Origin of the sequence: Acinetobacter pittii ANC 4050, assembly GCF_000399685.1 — a bacterium.
In the GTDB taxonomy this organism is placed as follows: domain Bacteria; phylum Pseudomonadota; class Gammaproteobacteria; order Pseudomonadales; family Moraxellaceae; genus Acinetobacter; species Acinetobacter pittii_E.
The window spans coordinates 3,081,943-3,099,585 of the sequence record NZ_KB976987.1 but is presented as its reverse complement, the minus strand read 5'-3'; the positions used below and the strand labels follow the sequence as shown (position 1 = coordinate 3,099,585).

The 17,643-nt window shown below is 41.6% G+C and carries 9 protein-coding genes, 2 tRNA genes, 3 rRNA genes and 1 pseudogene; 4 read left to right on the top strand and 11 right to left on the bottom strand.

Annotated elements, in window-relative coordinates; genetic code table 11:
• Positions 1-37: 37 nt before the first annotated feature.
• Positions 38-940, top strand: a complete 903-nt coding sequence (locus F931_RS18290) for a LysR family transcriptional regulator (protein ID WP_016142653.1) — start codon at positions 38-40, stop codon at positions 938-940.
• Here F931_RS18290 and F931_RS18285 read toward each other — a convergent pair.
• The 3 genes from F931_RS18285 to ilvD form a co-directional block, all read right to left on the bottom strand.
• Positions 937-1,668 (bottom strand): sulfite exporter TauE/SafE family protein, encoded by a 732-nt coding sequence (locus F931_RS18285; RefSeq protein WP_016142652.1) that lies wholly within the window; start codon positions 1,666-1,668, stop codon positions 937-939. The genes F931_RS18290 and F931_RS18285 overlap by 4 nt on opposite strands.
• Before the next feature lie 77 nt (positions 1,669-1,745).
• Entirely contained in the window at positions 1,746-3,035 is a 1,290-nt protein-coding gene (locus F931_RS18280) for a hypothetical protein (protein ID WP_005066551.1), read from the bottom strand.
• Positions 3,036-3,347: 312 nt separating this feature from the next.
• Positions 3,348-5,177 (bottom strand): dihydroxy-acid dehydratase, encoded by a 1,830-nt coding sequence (ilvD, locus tag F931_RS18275; RefSeq protein WP_025470411.1) that lies wholly within the window; start codon positions 5,175-5,177, stop codon positions 3,348-3,350.
• 347 nt (positions 5,178-5,524) lie between these two features.
• Here ilvD and fmt point away from each other — a divergent pair, with 347 nt between their 5' ends.
• Both fmt and rsmB read left to right on the top strand, forming a co-directional pair.
• Positions 5,525-6,487 carry a methionyl-tRNA formyltransferase gene (gene fmt, locus F931_RS18270; RefSeq protein WP_016142650.1) on the top strand — a complete coding sequence of 321 codons (963 nt, stop codon included), beginning with the start codon at positions 5,525-5,527 and terminating at the stop codon, positions 6,485-6,487.
• Positions 6,484-7,788, top strand: coding sequence for a 16S rRNA (cytosine(967)-C(5))-methyltransferase RsmB (gene rsmB / locus F931_RS18265; protein WP_016142649.1), 1,305 nt, complete (start codon positions 6,484-6,486; stop codon positions 7,786-7,788). The genes fmt and rsmB overlap by 4 nt, the downstream gene beginning before the upstream one ends.
• A gap of 40 nt (positions 7,789-7,828) precedes the next feature.
• Here rsmB and F931_RS18260 read toward each other — a convergent pair whose 3' ends face one another.
• Positions 7,829-7,972 (bottom strand): methionine/alanine import family NSS transporter small subunit, encoded by a 144-nt coding sequence (locus F931_RS18260; protein WP_016142648.1) that lies wholly within the window; start codon positions 7,970-7,972, stop codon positions 7,829-7,831.
• Positions 7,973-7,984: 12 nt separating this feature from the next.
• On the bottom strand, positions 7,985-9,463 hold the full coding sequence (locus F931_RS18255; RefSeq protein ID WP_016142647.1) for a sodium-dependent transporter: 1,479 nt from the start codon (positions 9,461-9,463) through the stop codon (positions 7,985-7,987).
• A 654-nt stretch (positions 9,464-10,117) separates the two neighbouring features.
• Here F931_RS18255 and F931_RS18250 point away from each other — a divergent pair.
• Positions 10,118-10,810, top strand: coding sequence for a TIGR04219 family outer membrane beta-barrel protein (locus F931_RS18250; protein WP_016142646.1), 693 nt, complete (start codon positions 10,118-10,120; stop codon positions 10,808-10,810).
• A 48-nt stretch (positions 10,811-10,858) separates the two neighbouring features.
• Here the strand turns inward: F931_RS18250 and F931_RS22430 are convergent.
• From F931_RS22430 to F931_RS18225, 6 genes and pseudogenes are all read right to left on the bottom strand, one after another.
• A pseudogene (locus tag F931_RS22430) lies at positions 10,859-11,455 on the bottom strand (glutathione S-transferase family protein).
• A gap of 154 nt (positions 11,456-11,609) precedes the next feature.
• A 5S ribosomal RNA gene (rrf, locus tag F931_RS18245) occupies positions 11,610-11,724 on the bottom strand.
• A 186-nt stretch (positions 11,725-11,910) separates the two neighbouring features.
• A 23S ribosomal RNA gene (locus tag F931_RS18240) occupies positions 11,911-14,801 on the bottom strand.
• Between the two features lie 354 nt (positions 14,802-15,155).
• Positions 15,156-15,231, bottom strand: a tRNA-Ala gene (locus tag F931_RS18235).
• 56 nt (positions 15,232-15,287) lie between these two features.
• Positions 15,288-15,364 (bottom strand) — tRNA-Ile (locus tag F931_RS18230).
• A 59-nt stretch (positions 15,365-15,423) separates the two neighbouring features.
• Positions 15,424-16,961, bottom strand: a 16S ribosomal RNA gene (locus F931_RS18225).
• Together the 16S, 23S and 5S rRNA genes with 2 tRNA genes alongside form the textbook arrangement of a ribosomal RNA operon.
• Between the last annotated feature and the right edge of the window lie 682 nt (positions 16,962-17,643).

Here is a 17,643-nt window from a genome sequence, read left to right as displayed (position 1 = left end):
GTATGATGACTTTTTACTCTTCAATACGTTTCCTGTCATGCGTTTTGATTTTTTTGATTTACAACTGGTTCTTCATATTGTCTCTACAGGTAGTCTAACCAAAGGTGCAGACCGCTCTGCAATTTCACTTCAAGCCGCCAGCGAACGTATTAAAAAACTCGAACAATATTTTGAAACGCCCTTATTTATTCGCCAAACTACCGGCGTAGAACTCACCACAGCAGGACACGCGTTTGTAGAACATGCTCGTCAGCTTTTAGCACAAAAAGATCAACTCGAACAAGAAATGCAGCGCTTTAGGCCACCTACATCAGAGTCATTAACGCTTTGGTGTAACTCTTCTGCACAAAGCGAATATTTGCCTCCGTTATTACCTCAATATTTAGTGCTTCATCCTGAAATGAATATTGATTTACATGAGGCAGAAAGCTCGGAAATTGTAGATGCACTCACGCAAGGTATAGCAAGTCTTGGACTGGTCTCCAGTTTTTTTGATACCAGACATTTGCAAACGAAAGAATTTGCGAGTGATCCATTAGTTCTAATTTGTCCTGCTACGCATGAGTTAGCTCAATATCAAGAACTGAACTTGGTAGAGGCTTTAAGCTATGGTTTTATTGGTCTTAAGTCCCATCACTCTTTGCAACAGTCCATTGAAACTCAAGCTAAGTTATTAGGCTTTAACATACAGTACCGTTTGCGCTTACCTAACTTTGGGGCGATTGGTGAGGTCGTTGCCAAAGGCGTTGGAATTGCGATTATGCCAGCTCGTGCTGCACAGCGTTTGCAATCAAACTATGATTTTCATTCCATTCAACTGCAAGGTGCTTGGGCAAATCGTAAACTGCTTTTGGCGACCCAAAATTTCAACCAGCTGCCTAGCAGTTACCAACAGTTTGCAGATTTTTTATTGCAGCATCGTCCTGAAAAATTGGCTTAATGCAAAACCATATAAAGACCTAATGACATCAAGCCTATAAAAAATATACGACGGAATTTTTGCTCATTTAAGCGGTAACGAATTTTTTTACCCACCCACATTCCAACGAGCGCTGCCAACAATGCAGCAAACGATAAACGATAGTCCAGTGTTATTCCCGACATAGGGTTATGGTGTAAAAACACTGCAAGACAAATGGTAGACACCGTAAAGGTTAATCCCAAAGCCTGAACCAGCTCGTCACGTTTTAAATGTAAAGACTGCAAATAAGGAACGATTGGAATAATAATGACACCTGTTGCTACAGTTACTGCCCCACCGATATATCCAATAATTGGTGATAGCCAACGTTCATGCTTTCCTAAGTGTGGAAGTTTCTTTACGCACAGTCCATAGAGACCATATAGGGCCAACATACAGCCTAATAAGATTTCACTACTATGCCCATGACTTTGACTTAAAGTAGGTAAAAAGCTCCATATTGAACCTACTATAATGCCGACAAGTAACGTCCAGAAACGGCGAATAAACGCCCAGACATGTCCTTCAGCAAAAAGTTGCCAGACATTGGTGACCATTGAGGGAACAATAAGCAGAGATGCTGCCTGAAAAGGGCTCATTGCGATGGTGAGTAAACCCATCGATACTGCGGGTAACCCTAAACCGATCATGCCTTTAATCATGCCTGCAAAGGCAAACACCACCATAATAATTGCTAGAAATGTCACTGTTTATCTCCGTTTCCTACAGGGTTATGCTACGGAAAAAACAGGTTCTGCCCTATTCTTGTTTTTAGAAGTGAGCCTCAATTAAAAGTTGAGGCTGTTTTATATTTCTCTTCTAATACATTGCTAAAAATACTTTCAATCATCCACACACGATACAAGCTATTAAATACATAAGTCTGGCCATCAATACGCAATTCTAAAACCGGTAAATCAGGCTGATGTTTATCTTTACACAAGGCATCATTTTGCGCCAAAACAGATTGCACATCTTGGTCGGTTAGCTGCTCAATTCCCAACTGTTGCTGTAACTGTTGAAAATGCTTTAAGAAAGATAAATCTTTTCCTTTTGTCCAAACTGCTTGAAGGATCGTAAAAATCGTATCGATTTGCTGATTTTCTTGCACACTATAGAAAAGCTTTGCCATTTCCAGTGTACTTTCCTCGGTAGGACGACAAAATGGTGTAAAGGCTACACCTGTTCTTTTAGAAACACGTGTCGCCAAACTCCAGTCAAACCAATCTCGACCTTGATAACTTAAAGGGTAAACTTTTAGTTGAATATCATAATAATCGGCCAGTTCTTCCTTGATATAAGCAAGTAACAACCAACTCATTGGGTCTTCTAAAGCAATATAGACATCAAGCTCAGGATGAAGCGTCTGAATCTCGGTAAGCGCCTCAGCATCGTTAATCAAATGTTCACGCCATTCGATATGATTAATTAAAAAAATCGGATTACCAGTCAGTAGCTTTTGCTGCTTCAAACGACGAGTCAAACGTAGTAAATCATCTACTGCATGATATTTACGTCCACCAAATTCAAAGTATGCCGCAGGTACAGGCTCATCCGTAAAAATACGTTCCGAGAAATGTTGAGGAAGCTGATGTTTAACTGCCATGGCATGTAAAGTACGTAACTTTCCATATTGTTGTTGCCAAAGCATGTGGAAAATATCTTCTAGTAAATGGAAGAAATTCTGACCTTGTAATGGGGTTCTTTTTAATATGACTGCCGCTTGTTTTAAAGATTCTGGGCTTGGGATTTCTGGAAATTCATCGAAACCGAAACGATGTTGTTTGGCTAATATCTTGGCATCATTTAAACAATAATTTTGCCACTCTTCATGCGACATGCTGTTTGGAGGTTCAGAAGCCGTATGCGAAATAATTATTTTTAAAGGCTTAAGTTCATCACTTAAAATTTCATCTAGCTGAGACAATTGCTGAACAGCCAAATAGCTATACACATCATCAAGTCGTAAATAAATACTTAAACCATTTTCCGTGGGTAACACCGCTTGACGAGAAGGCTTTTGGTAAAACCAGCTCGATCGAATAGGGTCAAACCAACGGCGTAGCAGTGACATGAGTTGTGCCTCTAAAAATTAAATCCTAAGCGTGATCAAAGATTATTTTGATCATAGTGCAAGGTAAAACAGTAGTCGAGATGAAATATAACTACCGTAGTTTACGCAGAAAATAAGACATGTTTTTAGCAAGTTTCTACGTAGGTGAAGATTTTATCACCATTTTATGGCAAACCCATAGAATGATCTAAAAACACCTTTTTCTACAAGCTGATTTTTTTTACCAGACATGAAAAATGCACCCTTAACATGATAGCAATTCATCGTGTTAAAGGGTGCATGATTCCTAATCAATTATTAAAATTGAATATTTTATAGAACGCGTACAGCTCCTTTCGCTGCACTTGTTGTATGCATTGCATAAACTTTTAACGCTTTTGATACTTTACGTTTACGTTCTTCTTTCGGATGCCAGCCTTTCGCTTCTTGAACTGTACGGCGATGCGCTAAAGTCGCATCGTCAATATTCAAGTGAATGGTACGGTTTGGAATATCGATTTCAATAGTATCACCATCTTCAACCAAACCAATTGCACCGCCTTCAGCCGCTTCTGGTGAAACGTGTCCAATCGAAAGACCTGATGAACCACCAGAGAAACGACCATCTGTTACTAATGCACAGTCTTTACCTAAACCTTTCGATTTAAGATAGCTGGTTGGGTAAAGCATTTCTTGCATACCCGGACCACCACGTGGGCCTTCGTAACGAATTACAACCACATCGCCAGCTTTAATGTCATGACCTAAAATTGCATCTACAGCTGCATCTTGGCTCTCGAATACACGCGCTGTACCCGTAAATTTCAAGATCGATTCATCAACACCCGCAGTTTTCACGATACAACCATCAAGCGCAATGTTGCCGTATAGAACTGCTAAACCGCCATCTTTAGAGAAAGCATGTTCTGCATTACGGATCACGCCTTTTTCACGATCACCATCTAACGTTGAATAGTAACGATTTTGAGAGAACGCAACTTGAGTTGGAACACCACCCGGAGATGAACGATAGAATTCGTAAACGTCTGCATCTTCAGTACGAATAATGTCCCACTTATCTAATGCATCTTTTAAAGTTTTCTCATGTACAGTCGGCACCGATACATCAAGCAACTTCGCGCGGTCAAGCTCACCCAAGATGGCCATAATACCGCCGGCACGGTGTACATCTTCCATATGAACGTCTTGTTTTGCAGGCGCTACTTTCGACAATACAGGAACTCGACGTGATAACTCGTCAATATCGTCCATTGTAAAATCAACTTCTGCTTCACTTGCCGCAGCCAATAAATGTAGAACAGTATTGGTTGAACCACCCATTGCAATATCAAGGGTCATCGCATTTTTAAATGCAGCCTTTGTTGCAATCGAACGAGGTAAAATACTTGCGTCGTTTTGTTCGTAATAGCGCTTAGCTAATTCAACAATAAGCTGACCTGCTTTTAAGAATAATTTTTTACGGTTTGCATGGGTCGCAACAATCGAACCATTACCTGGTAAAGATAAACCTAAAGCTTCTGTTAAACAGTTCATCGAGTTTGCAGTGAACATACCTGAACATGAACCACAGGTTGGACATGCCGAACGTTCAAATTCTTCAACTTCTTCGTCTGTATAACTTTCATCAGCTGCAACAACCATTGCATCTACAAGGTCAATCGCTTTTTCATTACCACGGAACTTGACCTTACCCGCTTCCATTGGTCCGCCAGACACAAAAACAACAGGAATATTCAAGCGCATCGCAGCCATGAGCATTCCCGGAGTGATCTTGTCACAGTTTGAAATACAAACCATGGCATCTGCACAGTGTGCATTCACCATATATTCAACTGAATCAGCAATCAAATCACGTGATGGAAGTGAATAAAGCATGCCGTCATGCCCCATTGCGATCCCGTCATCAACTGCAATCGTATTGAACTCTTTAGCAACACCACCTGCTGCATGAATTTCTGCCGCGACAAGCTGCCCTAGATCTTTAAGATGTACATGGCCCGGCACAAATTGAGTAAATGAGTTGACCACCGCAATAATCGGTTTGCCGAAATCCTCATCTTTCATTCCTGTTGCACGCCATAAGCCACGTGCACCAGCCATATTTCTTCCGTGTGTCGATGTTTTTGAACGATAGTCAGGCATTAGTGTTTCCAACAAGTTGTGCTTGAGCAGAATTTTTCCCGCTCTGGCGAATGATACTGATATAGCGTTAGATCAGTCGGAATATTGACTCATCATCATAATTTGATCATTCTCCATTCTATAGAAGCAAATAATATTCGGAAAGCCAAGAACCGTAATAGTCAGTCAATATTTAGCAAAACTTACATGAATAATTTTTTATTTTTTCATAACCTTTTTTTATCAATAAAAGTTTTTCAATAATTTTTTGTTCACTGTTTAAAAACTAAAACGCTCAATCTCCATGAGTTTAGGGCTTCAATCGTTTTTCACGTATACTACGCGTAAACTCTTTTTGGATTGCATTTGTGAAAATTATTTTTGCTGGCACCCCCGAATTTGCTGCAACAGCATTGGCGGCTTTATTAAAAACTTCCCATGAAATTATCGCGGTTTATACTCAGCCAGATCGTAAATCGGGTCGTGGACAAAAACTAACGCCATCTCCTGTAAAACAGCTTGCACTTGAACATAATATTCCTGTCTATCAACCGCTTCATTTCAAAGCTTCAACTGAAGAAGGTTTAGCAGCTCAACAAGAACTGGCTGCTTTAGGTGCTGATGTCATGGTAGTTGCAGCCTATGGTTTGATCCTTCCACAAACTGTGCTCGATACACCGAAATATGGCTGTTTAAATATTCACGGTTCACTATTACCACGCTGGCGCGGTGCAGCACCAATTCAGCGTGCAATTGCAACGGGTGATAAAGAAACTGGAATCACTATCATGCAGATGGCTGCTGGTTTAGATACAGGCGATATGATGTATAAAACTTATTGCCCAATCACTAACGAAGATACATCAGCGTCTTTACACGACAAACTAGCCGCTCAAGGTGCAACGGCAATTTGTGCGGTACTCGAGTCGGAAGAAACACTACAAAAATATTTAGCAGAACGCGAAGTTCAAGACGAAAGCTTAACGGTCTATGCACATAAATTAGTGAAATCAGAAGCTCGTATTGACTGGTCAACTGAAGCTGTGCAAATTGACCGAAATATCCGTGCATTTAATCCTTGGCCCGTCGCGTTTGTTCAACTTGATGAAAATAATGCTCTGCGTGTCTGGAACTCAACAATTTCTAGTCAAAGCAAAGCAAATGCTCAAGCTGGTGAAATTATTGCAATCGATAAACAAGGCGTACACGTTGCTTGTGGTCAAGATTCATTTATTTGTTTGACTAGCGTGCAATGGCCGGGTGGCAAAGCATTAAACGCTCAACAAATTGCACAAACTCAAAAACTTCACGTAGGACAAATTTTGCCATGAGTCAGGTTACCTCAAACTCCTCACGTTTTAACCTGCGTGCTCAAGTCGTCCAGACATTATTAAAAGTCCACCAAGGTCAATCGCTCGCGAGTATTTTAAATACACAGCTCAATCAAGTTGCAGAGCGCGATCGTGCTTTATTTCATGAGCTCGTTTTAGGTACATTGCGCCAATGGTTTGCACTTAAATCAATTAGCTTACCTTTGCTGAGCAAACCTTTAAACAATGAGACAGTAGAAACCTGCCTATACGTTGGTCTTTATCAAGTTTTATGCACGCGTATTGCAGCGCACGCTGCCATCTCGGAAACAGTAGATGCGACTAAACAACTTGGGTTCCCTGCACTCAGTGGTATTGTAAATGCTATTTTGCGCCGAGCTACTCGTGAAACTGATGAGTTCGAGCAAGGTTTACAACAAGCACATGGCTTACCAAGTTGGCTTTTTAAACGCTTAAAAAAGGATTGGGGCGAACAAACCGAAGTGCTCTGCCAATCATTAAAACAAGTTGCGCCTTTAACCTTACGAGTGAACCAACGACATATTGGCCGTGATGCTTATTTAGCAAAATTACAGAGTTTAGAAATTCAGGCACGTGCATGTACTTTGTCCGAAGCAGGTATTGTTCTTGAGCAATCTGTACAAATCACTCAGTTACCTGGTTTTGAACAAGGCTGGTTCTCTGTACAAGATGAACATGCGCAATTATGTGCAAACTTATTGCCTGATTTAAACAATAAAACAGTTATTGATGCATGTGCTGCCCCCGGGGGTAAAACAGCTCATTTACTCGAAAAGTTTAAACCTGCTCAGCTTATTGCCATTGATCAGGACCCAAGCCGTTTAGTCCGTGTGACTGAGAACTTAAACCGACTACAGCTAGACCAAAGCCATACAGAAATCTTGGCAGCCGATGCAACCCAATGGGTGCCTGCACAGCCAGTAGATTGTATTGTGCTTGACGCGCCTTGTTCTGCAACAGGTGTAATTCGTCGTCATCCTGACATACGCCTATTGCGCCAATCTAGCGATATAGCACAAACCATTGAACTACAAAAGCAAATTTTGGAACATATGTGGCAACAGCTCAAAGTTGGCGGCACATTGCTCTATATCACCTGTTCAATTTTAAAAGCTGAAAATGAACAACAGATGATCGACTTCTTTGCAGAACATACTGATGCAAAAGAAGTGAAAATCGAAGCAGCTTGGGGAATTGAACAAACCCATGGCAGACAATTATTGCCACAAGCGCAGTCTGGTGATGGATTTTATTATTGTAAAATTCAGAAAATTGCATAAAAAAAGCAGGCTTAAAGCCTGCTTTTTTACTCGATCAGTATCAAAGTGTGTGCTGATCTTTTACTTCTTCTAAAACGTCATCTAACTCTTCAGGATGCTTCGATAAATGGATAATGGATAAAACCAAACCACCCCATAAAAACACCATCGAAATTACCATCATCACGATTGCTGAAGTATTCATTATTCTATCCTCCTAGCGATCTTTCATTTTGCTTAAAACGATTGCAACGACTGCACAGAAAATCACACTGCCCCAGCCGAATACACCTTGTAAGCTCATACTATAAGTATCATAGCCATTTTTGATCAAATTAAATACAGTCATACTGAGTGTAGTTAACAAGATTAATGATGTAATGACTGTTAAAGTGAAATCCCATCCCTTACCTAATTGAATAGTTGAGATGCGATTCACGTGATCACGAAGTTCCTTCAATGCAGAACGCTTAAACCAAGCCACGGTAATAATAGAAAGTAAAGCACCACCAATAATACCGATGTTATTGATAAAGTGGTCAACGATATCAACTAACTTAATTGCGTTTACACTTGAGAATAAAATAATTGATACAAGCGCACTACCACCACCAATAATGGTTACAGCTTTTTTACGACCCCATTTCAATTTATCCTGCATTGCTGCAATAGGTACTTCCAAAATACTTACCATCGAAGAAATACCTGCGACGAAAAGCGAAGAGAAGAATAAGAAACCAAATAAATCGGCACCTGTACCTAAACTTGAAATAATTTTAGGGAAGGCAATAAATGCTAATCCAATCCCGCCACTCACCACATCTTTAACTTCAGTACCTGCCGCATGTGCCATAAAGCCAAGCGCTGCGAAGATACCAATACCAGCCAAAATCTCTGTTGATGCATTAGCAAAACCAACGATTAAACCAGAACCTGTTAAATTCGTTTTTGGTTTCAAATAAGATGCATAAGTCACCATGATCCCGAAGCCAACAGATAGTGAGAAGAAAGTATGGCCGTAAGCTGCTAACCAAACTTTATAATCCATCATTGCTGACCAGTTCGGCGTAAAGAAAGCGTTTAAGCCTTGAACTGCACCTGGTAAACGTAATGATTGAATCACTAAAATAGTGAAGAGAATGAATAATAATGGCATGAAAATCTTATTTGATAATTCCACACCTTTTTTCACGCCACCATAAAGAATGATTAGAGTAAGTGCCCAAATCCCAACAATCGGCCAGAATAAATGACCTACAAACTGTAAATCAAAACCGGTTGCTTTTGTGGTTTGCAAATAGGTATTAAAGAAGAAACCTTCCGGATCGCTTCCCCACATTTGACCAATAGAGAAGTAAACATAACTACCAGCCCAGGTGAGTACACTTGCATAATACAAACCAATGATGATACAGACACAAACCTGCCACCAACCTAATGTTTCTCCGCCTTTAAATAGGGCGCGATAAGCTTTAGGAGGGGAGTTAGTACTACGATGTCCTACCGCATAATCTAAAAATAGTAACGGTAAACCAGCAGTAATGAGTGCCAATAGATAGGGAATAAGAAACGCTCCTCCACCATTTTCATAAGCAACGTATGGAAAGCGCCAGATATTACCTAAGCCTACAGCCGAACCAACGGCTGCAATAATAAAACCAGATCGTGACGTCCAGTTTTCACGAGAATCTGTCATAGAACACCTAATGTTAAAAGATTACTTATTTTTACTGCTATTGTTGATTGTTATTCCGCATGCAAAAAAAGAACCAAAAAATACTTTTGTGTTTGTAGAAAATAAAACGAACCTTTTGAGTATTTTTATTCCCTTAACAAACAAGCAAAAATAGAAAATTCTTCCTTAAAGATTTTTGTCCATTTTTTGCCCCTATATAGCTGAACAATACCTGTTTTTATTTCTTTTTACTGTAATTTCCGTCAGAAATTTTACGAATTTTATTAGTTTTTTTCACAATTGATTATTTTTTAGCTTATATTTACGTTCTACTACTTGTAGCTCAACTTTATTGTTCAATGACATTTTCTTCCAACTCTTAAAAAAGCTTCCTTAATTACTCTACTTATCCACTAATTTATTTATAATTCTCTGATTTCTAAATTAGACTTACTACCCTCATATAACTAAATGACAAAATTTATACTAAAATTTTTAGCTAATCAGAATCTTCTAAATTAAACATCTAATAATAATTATTTGAAATAAATAAACTTTTTCTATGTATAAAAATTTATTCCTATTATATGTACCAGATCTTTATTTTTTATCAATGCATCTGTAGCAAGATGTCTATATCATGCGCACAAAGATTTCTTTTATGCGGATGTAAAAATGAAAATATTAAAAATATCTTTATTAACGCTCGGGATCGGCTTAAGTGGCTTTGCTCAAGCAGACTTTGTAGGATTAAAAGGAGACGTAGGCTACTGGTTTTATGACGGTAAAGCGAATATGTCTTCTCAATCAGCTGAAGATCAAGATTTAGATCAAAAAGGCAGTGCTCAAATTTCATTAGCAGTAGAACACCCAATTCCATTTATTCCCAACGCAAAAATTCGCTACGTAAATTTAGATACGGAAACTAAATCGGAAACTTTAGGTCAAGCCAACTATAAAGTTGATTTAGATCATAGCGATTTTATCCTTTACTATGAATTACTAGATAATATCGTAAGTGTGGATGCTGGTCTTGGTGCAACAATATTAAATGGTGATATTACTGCATACACAGGCAAACGCGTGGATATTGATAAAACTTATCCTATCGCTTATTTGTCGGGAGAAGTAAAACTTCCATTTACAGGCTTAAGTGCTAAAGGTGAAGCAACCTACACAAACTTTGATGATGCACGAATTACTGATGCATTAGCAGAAGTGAAGTATAAATTTGCAGATAACCTTCTCATTGATCTTGGTTTAACAGCAGGTTATCGCGTACTTAATATCGATTTAGATGACTACGATAATAATGATCTTAAATTTGAGTTCAAAGGTCCCTATATAGGCTTGGAAGCACACTTTTAAATCAGACATTCAGATATAAAAAAGAACTCTATACGAGTTCTTTTTTATTTAAATCATATCTAAATAACCTGAATATTCTCGAATCCTTTGACACCATGCTTGAATATTTGGGTATAACTTTAAATCAAAACCACCTTCTTCAGCGACGTGCGTATACGCATATAAAGCAATATCAGCAATGGTTAATTCATTTCCAACAAGATAGTCATGCTCTACTAAAGCTTTATCCATAATTGATAACGCTTTATGACCTTTGGACTGTAAATTATGATATTCCTCTATTCTTTCTGCTGGTAAGCCTAAATATTTATTAATAAAACGAGCAACCGCAATAAATGGTTCATGGCTATACTGCTCAAAGAACATTCACTGATACATTTTTGCTTTAATAAAAGGATCTGTAGGAATAAATCTTGTTCCTTCAGCGACATAACCTAAAATAGCATTTGATTCACTCAAAACACGACCATCTTCCAACACTAATACAGGTATTTTCCCATTAGGATTTAAGGATAAAAAATCTGCTGTTTGAGTGTCTTTTTTTAAAATATCAACGTGAATCCATCTATGATTAATATTTAATAAGGAAAGTAATAGTTTAACTTTATAACAGTTACCCGAACCTAAATCACCATAAACTACCATAGGTGCTTTTCCTTATTATTTATATTCAAAAAATTAAATTTCTTAGTATTTATAACACAGCTCGTCTTTAGTATTTTTATATTTATTCCCCACAAATATCTTTTAGGCATAAAAAAACACCCCTGACCATTGAGTCTGGGGTGTTTGAATAATGAGCTGGCGATGACTTACTCTCACATGGGTAACCCCACACTACCATCAGCGCTAAGAGGTTTCACTTCTGAGTTCGGGAAGGGATCAGGTGGTTCACTCTTGCTATGGTCGCCAGCACAACTGGTATGGATACTTGCTTCGTTTTATTCACATGGTGATACGTTGCGTTTTCCAAATCTTTACAGATGGGCTGATTGAATCTTACTTTATCTGTTCATTTTAGCTAAGCGTTTAACTAAATCAAGTTGCTTTGCATGTTTATGAATCGATTGATGCTTCATATACAACTGCTTGGGTGTTGTATAGTCAAGCCTCACGAGCAATTAGTATTGGTCAGCTTCACATATCACTATGCTTCCACATCCAACCTATCAACGTCCTAGTCTCGAACGGCTCTTTAGAGGAATAAATTCCTAGGGAAATCTTATCTTGAGGTAGGCTTCCCGCTTAGATGCTTTCAGCGGTTATCCCTTCCGAACATAGCTACCCGGCGATGCGACTGGCGTCACAACCGGTACACCAGAGGTTCGTCCACTCTGGTCCTCTCGTACTAGGAGCAGATCCTCTCAAATTTCCAGCGCCCACGGTAGATAGGGACCGAACTGTCTCACGACGTTCTAAACCCAGCTCGCGTACCTCTTTAAATGGCGAACAGCCATACCCTTGGGACCTGCTTCAGCCCCAGGATGAGATGAGCCGACATCGAGGTGCCAAACACCGCCGTCGATATGAACTCTTGGGCGGTATCAGCCTGTTATCCCCAGAGTACCTTTTATCCGTTGAGCGATGGCCCTTCCATACAGAACCACCGGATCACTAAGACCTACTTTCGTACCTGCTCGACTTGTGGGTCTCGCAGTTAAGCGCGCTTTTGCCTTTATACTCTACGCGTGATTTCCGACCACGCTGAGCGCACCTTCGTACTCCTCCGTTACTCTTTAGGAGGAGACCGCCCCAGTCAAACTACCCACCAGACACGGTCCTCGTCCCGGATAACGGGACAGAGTTAGAACCTCAACATTACCAGGGTGGTATTTCAAGGACGGCTCCATTGGAACTAGCGTTCCAACTTCAAAGCCTCCCACCTATCCTACACAAGTAAGGTCAAAGTTCAGTGTCAAGCTGCAGTAAAGGTTCACGGGGTCTTTCCGTCTAGCCGCGGGTACACTGCATCTTCACAGCGATTTCGATTTCACTGAGCCTCTGCTGGAGACAGCGCCGCCATCATTATGCCATTCGTGCAGGTCGGAACTTACCCGACAAGGAATTTCGCTACCTTAGGACCGTTATAGTTACGGCCGCCGTTTACTGGGGCTTCGATCAAGAGCTTCGCTTACGCTAACCCCATCAATTAACCTTCCAGCACCGGGCAGGCATCACACCCTATACGTCCACTTTCGTGTTTGCAGAGTGCTATGTTTTTAATAAACAGTTGCAGCGGCCTGGTTTCTGCGGCTGTCGTCAGCTCAGGAAGCAAGTTCCATCACCAACAACAGCGTACCTTCTCCCGAAGTTACGGTACCATTTTGCCTAGTTCCTTCAGCAGAGTTCTCTCAAGCGCCTTGGTCTACTCGACCTGACCACCTGTGTCGGTTTCGGGTACGATTCCTGTGTAACTGAAGCTTAGAGACTTTTCCTGGAAGCATGGTATCAGCCACTTCGCTGTACAAGTACAGCTTGCTATCGGATCTCAGTATAGAGTACCCCGGATTTGCCTAAGATACATACCTACATCCTTCCACCTGGACAACCAACGCCAGGCTGACTTAACCTTCTCCGTCCTCTCATCGCATTACACAGAAGTATTGGAATATTAACCAATTTCCCATCGACTACGCCTTTCGGCCTCGCCTTAGGGGTCGACTCACCCAGCCCCGATTAACGTTGGACTGGAACCCTTGGTCTTTCGGCGAACGGGTTTTTCACCCGTTTTGTCGTTACTCACGTCAGCATTCGCACTTCTGATACCTCCAGCATACTTCTCAATACACCTTCATCGGCTTACAGAACGCTCCCCTACCACTTGACTAATGTCAAATCCGCAGCTTCGGCACATAGTTTTAGCCCCGTTACATCTTCCGCGCAGGCCGACTCGACTAGTGAGCTATTACGCTTTCTTTAAAGGGTGGCTGCTTCTAAGCCAACCTCCTAGCTGTCTATGCCTTCCCACATCGTTTCCCACTTAACTATGATTTTGGGGCCTTAGCTGGCGGTCTGGATTGTTTTCCTCTTGACTACGGACGTTAGCACCCGCAGTCTGTCTCCCGGATAGTACTCATAGGTATTCGGAGTTTGCATCGGTTTGGTAAGTCGGGATGACCCCCTAGCCGAAACAGTGCTCTACCCCCTATGGTATTCGTCCGAGGCGCTACCTAAATAGCTTTCGGGGAGAACCAGCTATCACCAGGCTTGATTAGCCTTTCACCCCTATCCACAAGTCATCCCCTGGCTTTTCAACGACAGTGGGTTCGGTCCTCCAGTTAGTGTTACCCAACCTTCAACCTGCTCATGGATAGATCGCCTGGTTTCGGGTCTATACCCAGCAACTAAACGCCCTATTAAGACTCGGTTTCCCTACGGCTCCCCTATACGGTTAACCTTGCTACTGAATATAAGTCGCTGACCCATTATACAAAAGGTACGCAGTCACACCACGAAGGTGCTCCCACTGCTTGTATGCATGCGGTTTCAGGATCTATTTCACTCCCCTCACAGGGGTTCTTTTCGCCTTTCCCTCACGGTACTGGTTCACTATCGGTCAGTCAGGAGTATTTAGCCTTGGAGGATGGTCCCCCCATATTCAGACAAGGTTTCACGTGCCTCGCCCTACTCGTCATCATTATGTGTGCCCTTTCGTGTACGGGAATATCACCCTCTACGTTCGCACTTCCCAGAGCGTTCCACTAAAACACACATAACTTAATGGGCTGATCCCCGTTCGCTCGCCGCTACTGAGGGAATCTCAATTGATTTCTTTTCCTAAGGGTACTGAGATGTTTCACTTCCCCTCGTTCGCCTTGCAACACTATGTATTCATGTTGCAATACCTACCTTAAAGTAGGTGGGTTTCCCCATTCAGAAATCTCCGGATCAAAGGATATTTGCCGCCTCCCCGGAGCTTATCGCAGGCTATTACGTCTTTCATCGCCTCTGACTGCCAAGGCATCCACCACATGCACTTAATTACTTGACTATACAACCCCAAACAGTCGTCAACACCTACAAGTGAGTGTTGTCCGTGCGATTCTTCATCGCTACTATCTGTTGTCTGTGTACTTAAACACTGTACAGCTTCAATCTAAATTCATATACCAAAACGCTTGATTCAGTTAATTTGCTAGTTCTCAATTCATTCAGATTAATTGCTTAATCTAAACTCTTGAGTGAACAATTTATTTCAGACTCAATTTTGCCAATCTGTTAATGAATAAACATGCCTTCGTCAGGTCATGCTTAATACCGTGATACTTAAATCACAGAAGTTAATAAACCAAGATCATATAATCTCTATTTACTAATTTCTGTAATCCGAACTTCTCTTAAGTTCTGGTGGAGACTAGGAGAGTCGAACTCCTGACCTCCTGCGTGCAAAGCAGGCGCTCTACCAACTAAGCTAAGTCCCCAGCTTACATCATCAGTCATGTATCTTTTTATCTATAACTTTAACCAGTCAAAGTCATGGTGGGTCTGACAAGACTTGAACTTGTGACCCCACGCTTATCAAGCGTGTGCTCTAACCAACTGAGCTACAGACCCTCAGATACATCTATGAAGAACAACTTGTTGTGGATTCTTACCAATCGTCAATCTTTCGTTAAGGAGGTGATCCAGCCGCAGGTTCCCCTACGGCTACCTTGTTACGACTTCACCCCAGTCATCGGCCACACCGTGGTAACCGCCCTCTTTGCAGTTAGGCTAGCTACTTCTGGTGCAACAAACTCCCATGGTGTGACGGGCGGTGTGTACAAGGCCCGGGAACGTATTCACCGCGGCATTCTGATCCGCGATTACTAGCGATTCCGACTTCATGGAGTCGAGTTGCAGACTCCAATCCGGACTACGATCGGCTTTTTGAGATTAGCATCCTATCGCTAGGTAGCAACCCTTTGTACCGACCATTGTAGCACGTGTGTAGCCCTGGCCGTAAGGGCCATGATGACTTGACGTCGTCCCCGCCTTCCTCCAGTTTGTCACTGGCAGTATCCTTAAAGTTCCCGACATTACTCGCTGGCAAATAAGGAAAAGGGTTGCGCTCGTTGCGGGACTTAACCCAACATCTCACGACACGATCTGACGACAGCCATGCAGCACCTGTATGTAAGTTCCCGAAGGCACCAATCCATCTCTGGAAAGTTCTCACTATGTCAAGGCCAGGTAAGGTTCTTCGCGTTGCATCGAATTAAACCACATGCTCCACCGCTTGTGCGGGCCCCCGTCAATTCATTTGAGTTTTAGTCTTGCGACCGTACTCCCCAGGCGGTCTACTTATCGCGTTAGCTGCGCCACTAAAGCCTCAAAGGCCCCAACGGCTAGTAGACATCGTTTACGGCATGGACTACCAGGGTATCTAATCCTGTTTGCTCCCCATGCTTTCGCACCTCAGCGTCAGTGTTAGGCCAGATGGCTGCCTTCGCCATCGGTATTCCTCCAGATCTCTACGCATTTCACCGCTACACCTGGAATTCTACCATCCTCTCCCACACTCTAGCTAACCAGTATCGAATGCAATTCCCAAGTTAAGCTCGGGGATTTCACATTTGACTTAATTAGCCGCCTACGCGCGCTTTACGCCCAGTAAATCCGATTAACGCTTGCACCCTCTGTATTACCGCGGCTGCTGGCACAGAGTTAGCCGGTGCTTATTCTGCGAGTAACGTCCACTATCTGAAGGTATTAACTTCAGTAGCCTCCTCCTCGCTTAAAGTGCTTTACAACCATAAGGCCTTCTTCACACACGCGGCATGGCTGGATCAGGCTTGCGCCCATTGTCCAATATTCCCCACTGCTGCCTCCCGTAGGAGTCTGGGCCGTGTCTCAGTCCCAGTGTGGCGGATCATCCTCTCAGACCCGCTACAGATCGTCGCCTTGGTAGGCCTTTACCCCACCAACTAGCTAATCCGACTTAGGCTCATCTATTAGCGCAAGGTCCGAAGATCCCCTGCTTTCTCCCGTAGGACGTATGCGGTATTAGCATTCCTTTCGAAATGTTGTCCCCCACTAATAGGCAGATTCCTAAGCATTACTCACCCGTCCGCCGCTAAGATCAGTAGCAAGCTACCTCTCTCCGCTCGACTTGCATGTGTTAAGCCTGCCGCCAGCGTTCAATCTGAGCCATGATCAAACTCTTCAGTTAAAATCATTTTGCACCTTATTTAAAGACAAGGTGCCAATTCTGGCTCATCAATTACTGACTTAAATTTCGCTCAAATAAACTTCGAGTAATTTAAACCAATCAATCAATGAAAATTATTTCGATTAATCAACCAGTAAAAATCCACACAAGTTGTTCTTCAATTCTCTTAATGATCTTCTTCCTGGTTCGTCACCAGCAAGCTAGGTCGGCTATATTACTCTTAATCTCTTAAAAGTCAACAGGTAATTTCGATATTTTTAAAACTTAATCTCAAAACCAACTTCTCATCAAATTCATCGCTTAAAGCAACCAACTTAATCACAAGTAACTGTTTTTCAACAAGTTTCTATCTGCATCACCGCCGATGGATGTGCATTATAGACCATTGAGATCCCTTTGCAAGGGGTATTTCAGCCTTTTTCACTTGAGTGCCGTTTTTTTCTACTATTTTGCAAAAAAAGTGATATATATGGCTTTTTTTTAGGCATTTTCACTACCTTTTATTAGTTTTATTTTGAGAATAATACTGTTCTTCTTAGATTTTAGATGTCTTCTTACTAGAGCTTATACACTTATATAGCATTTTCGATTCCAAAGATTCCAAAGATTCCAAAGATTCCAAAGATTCCAAAGATTCCAAAGATTCCAAAGATTCCAAAGATTCCAAAGATTCCAAAGATTC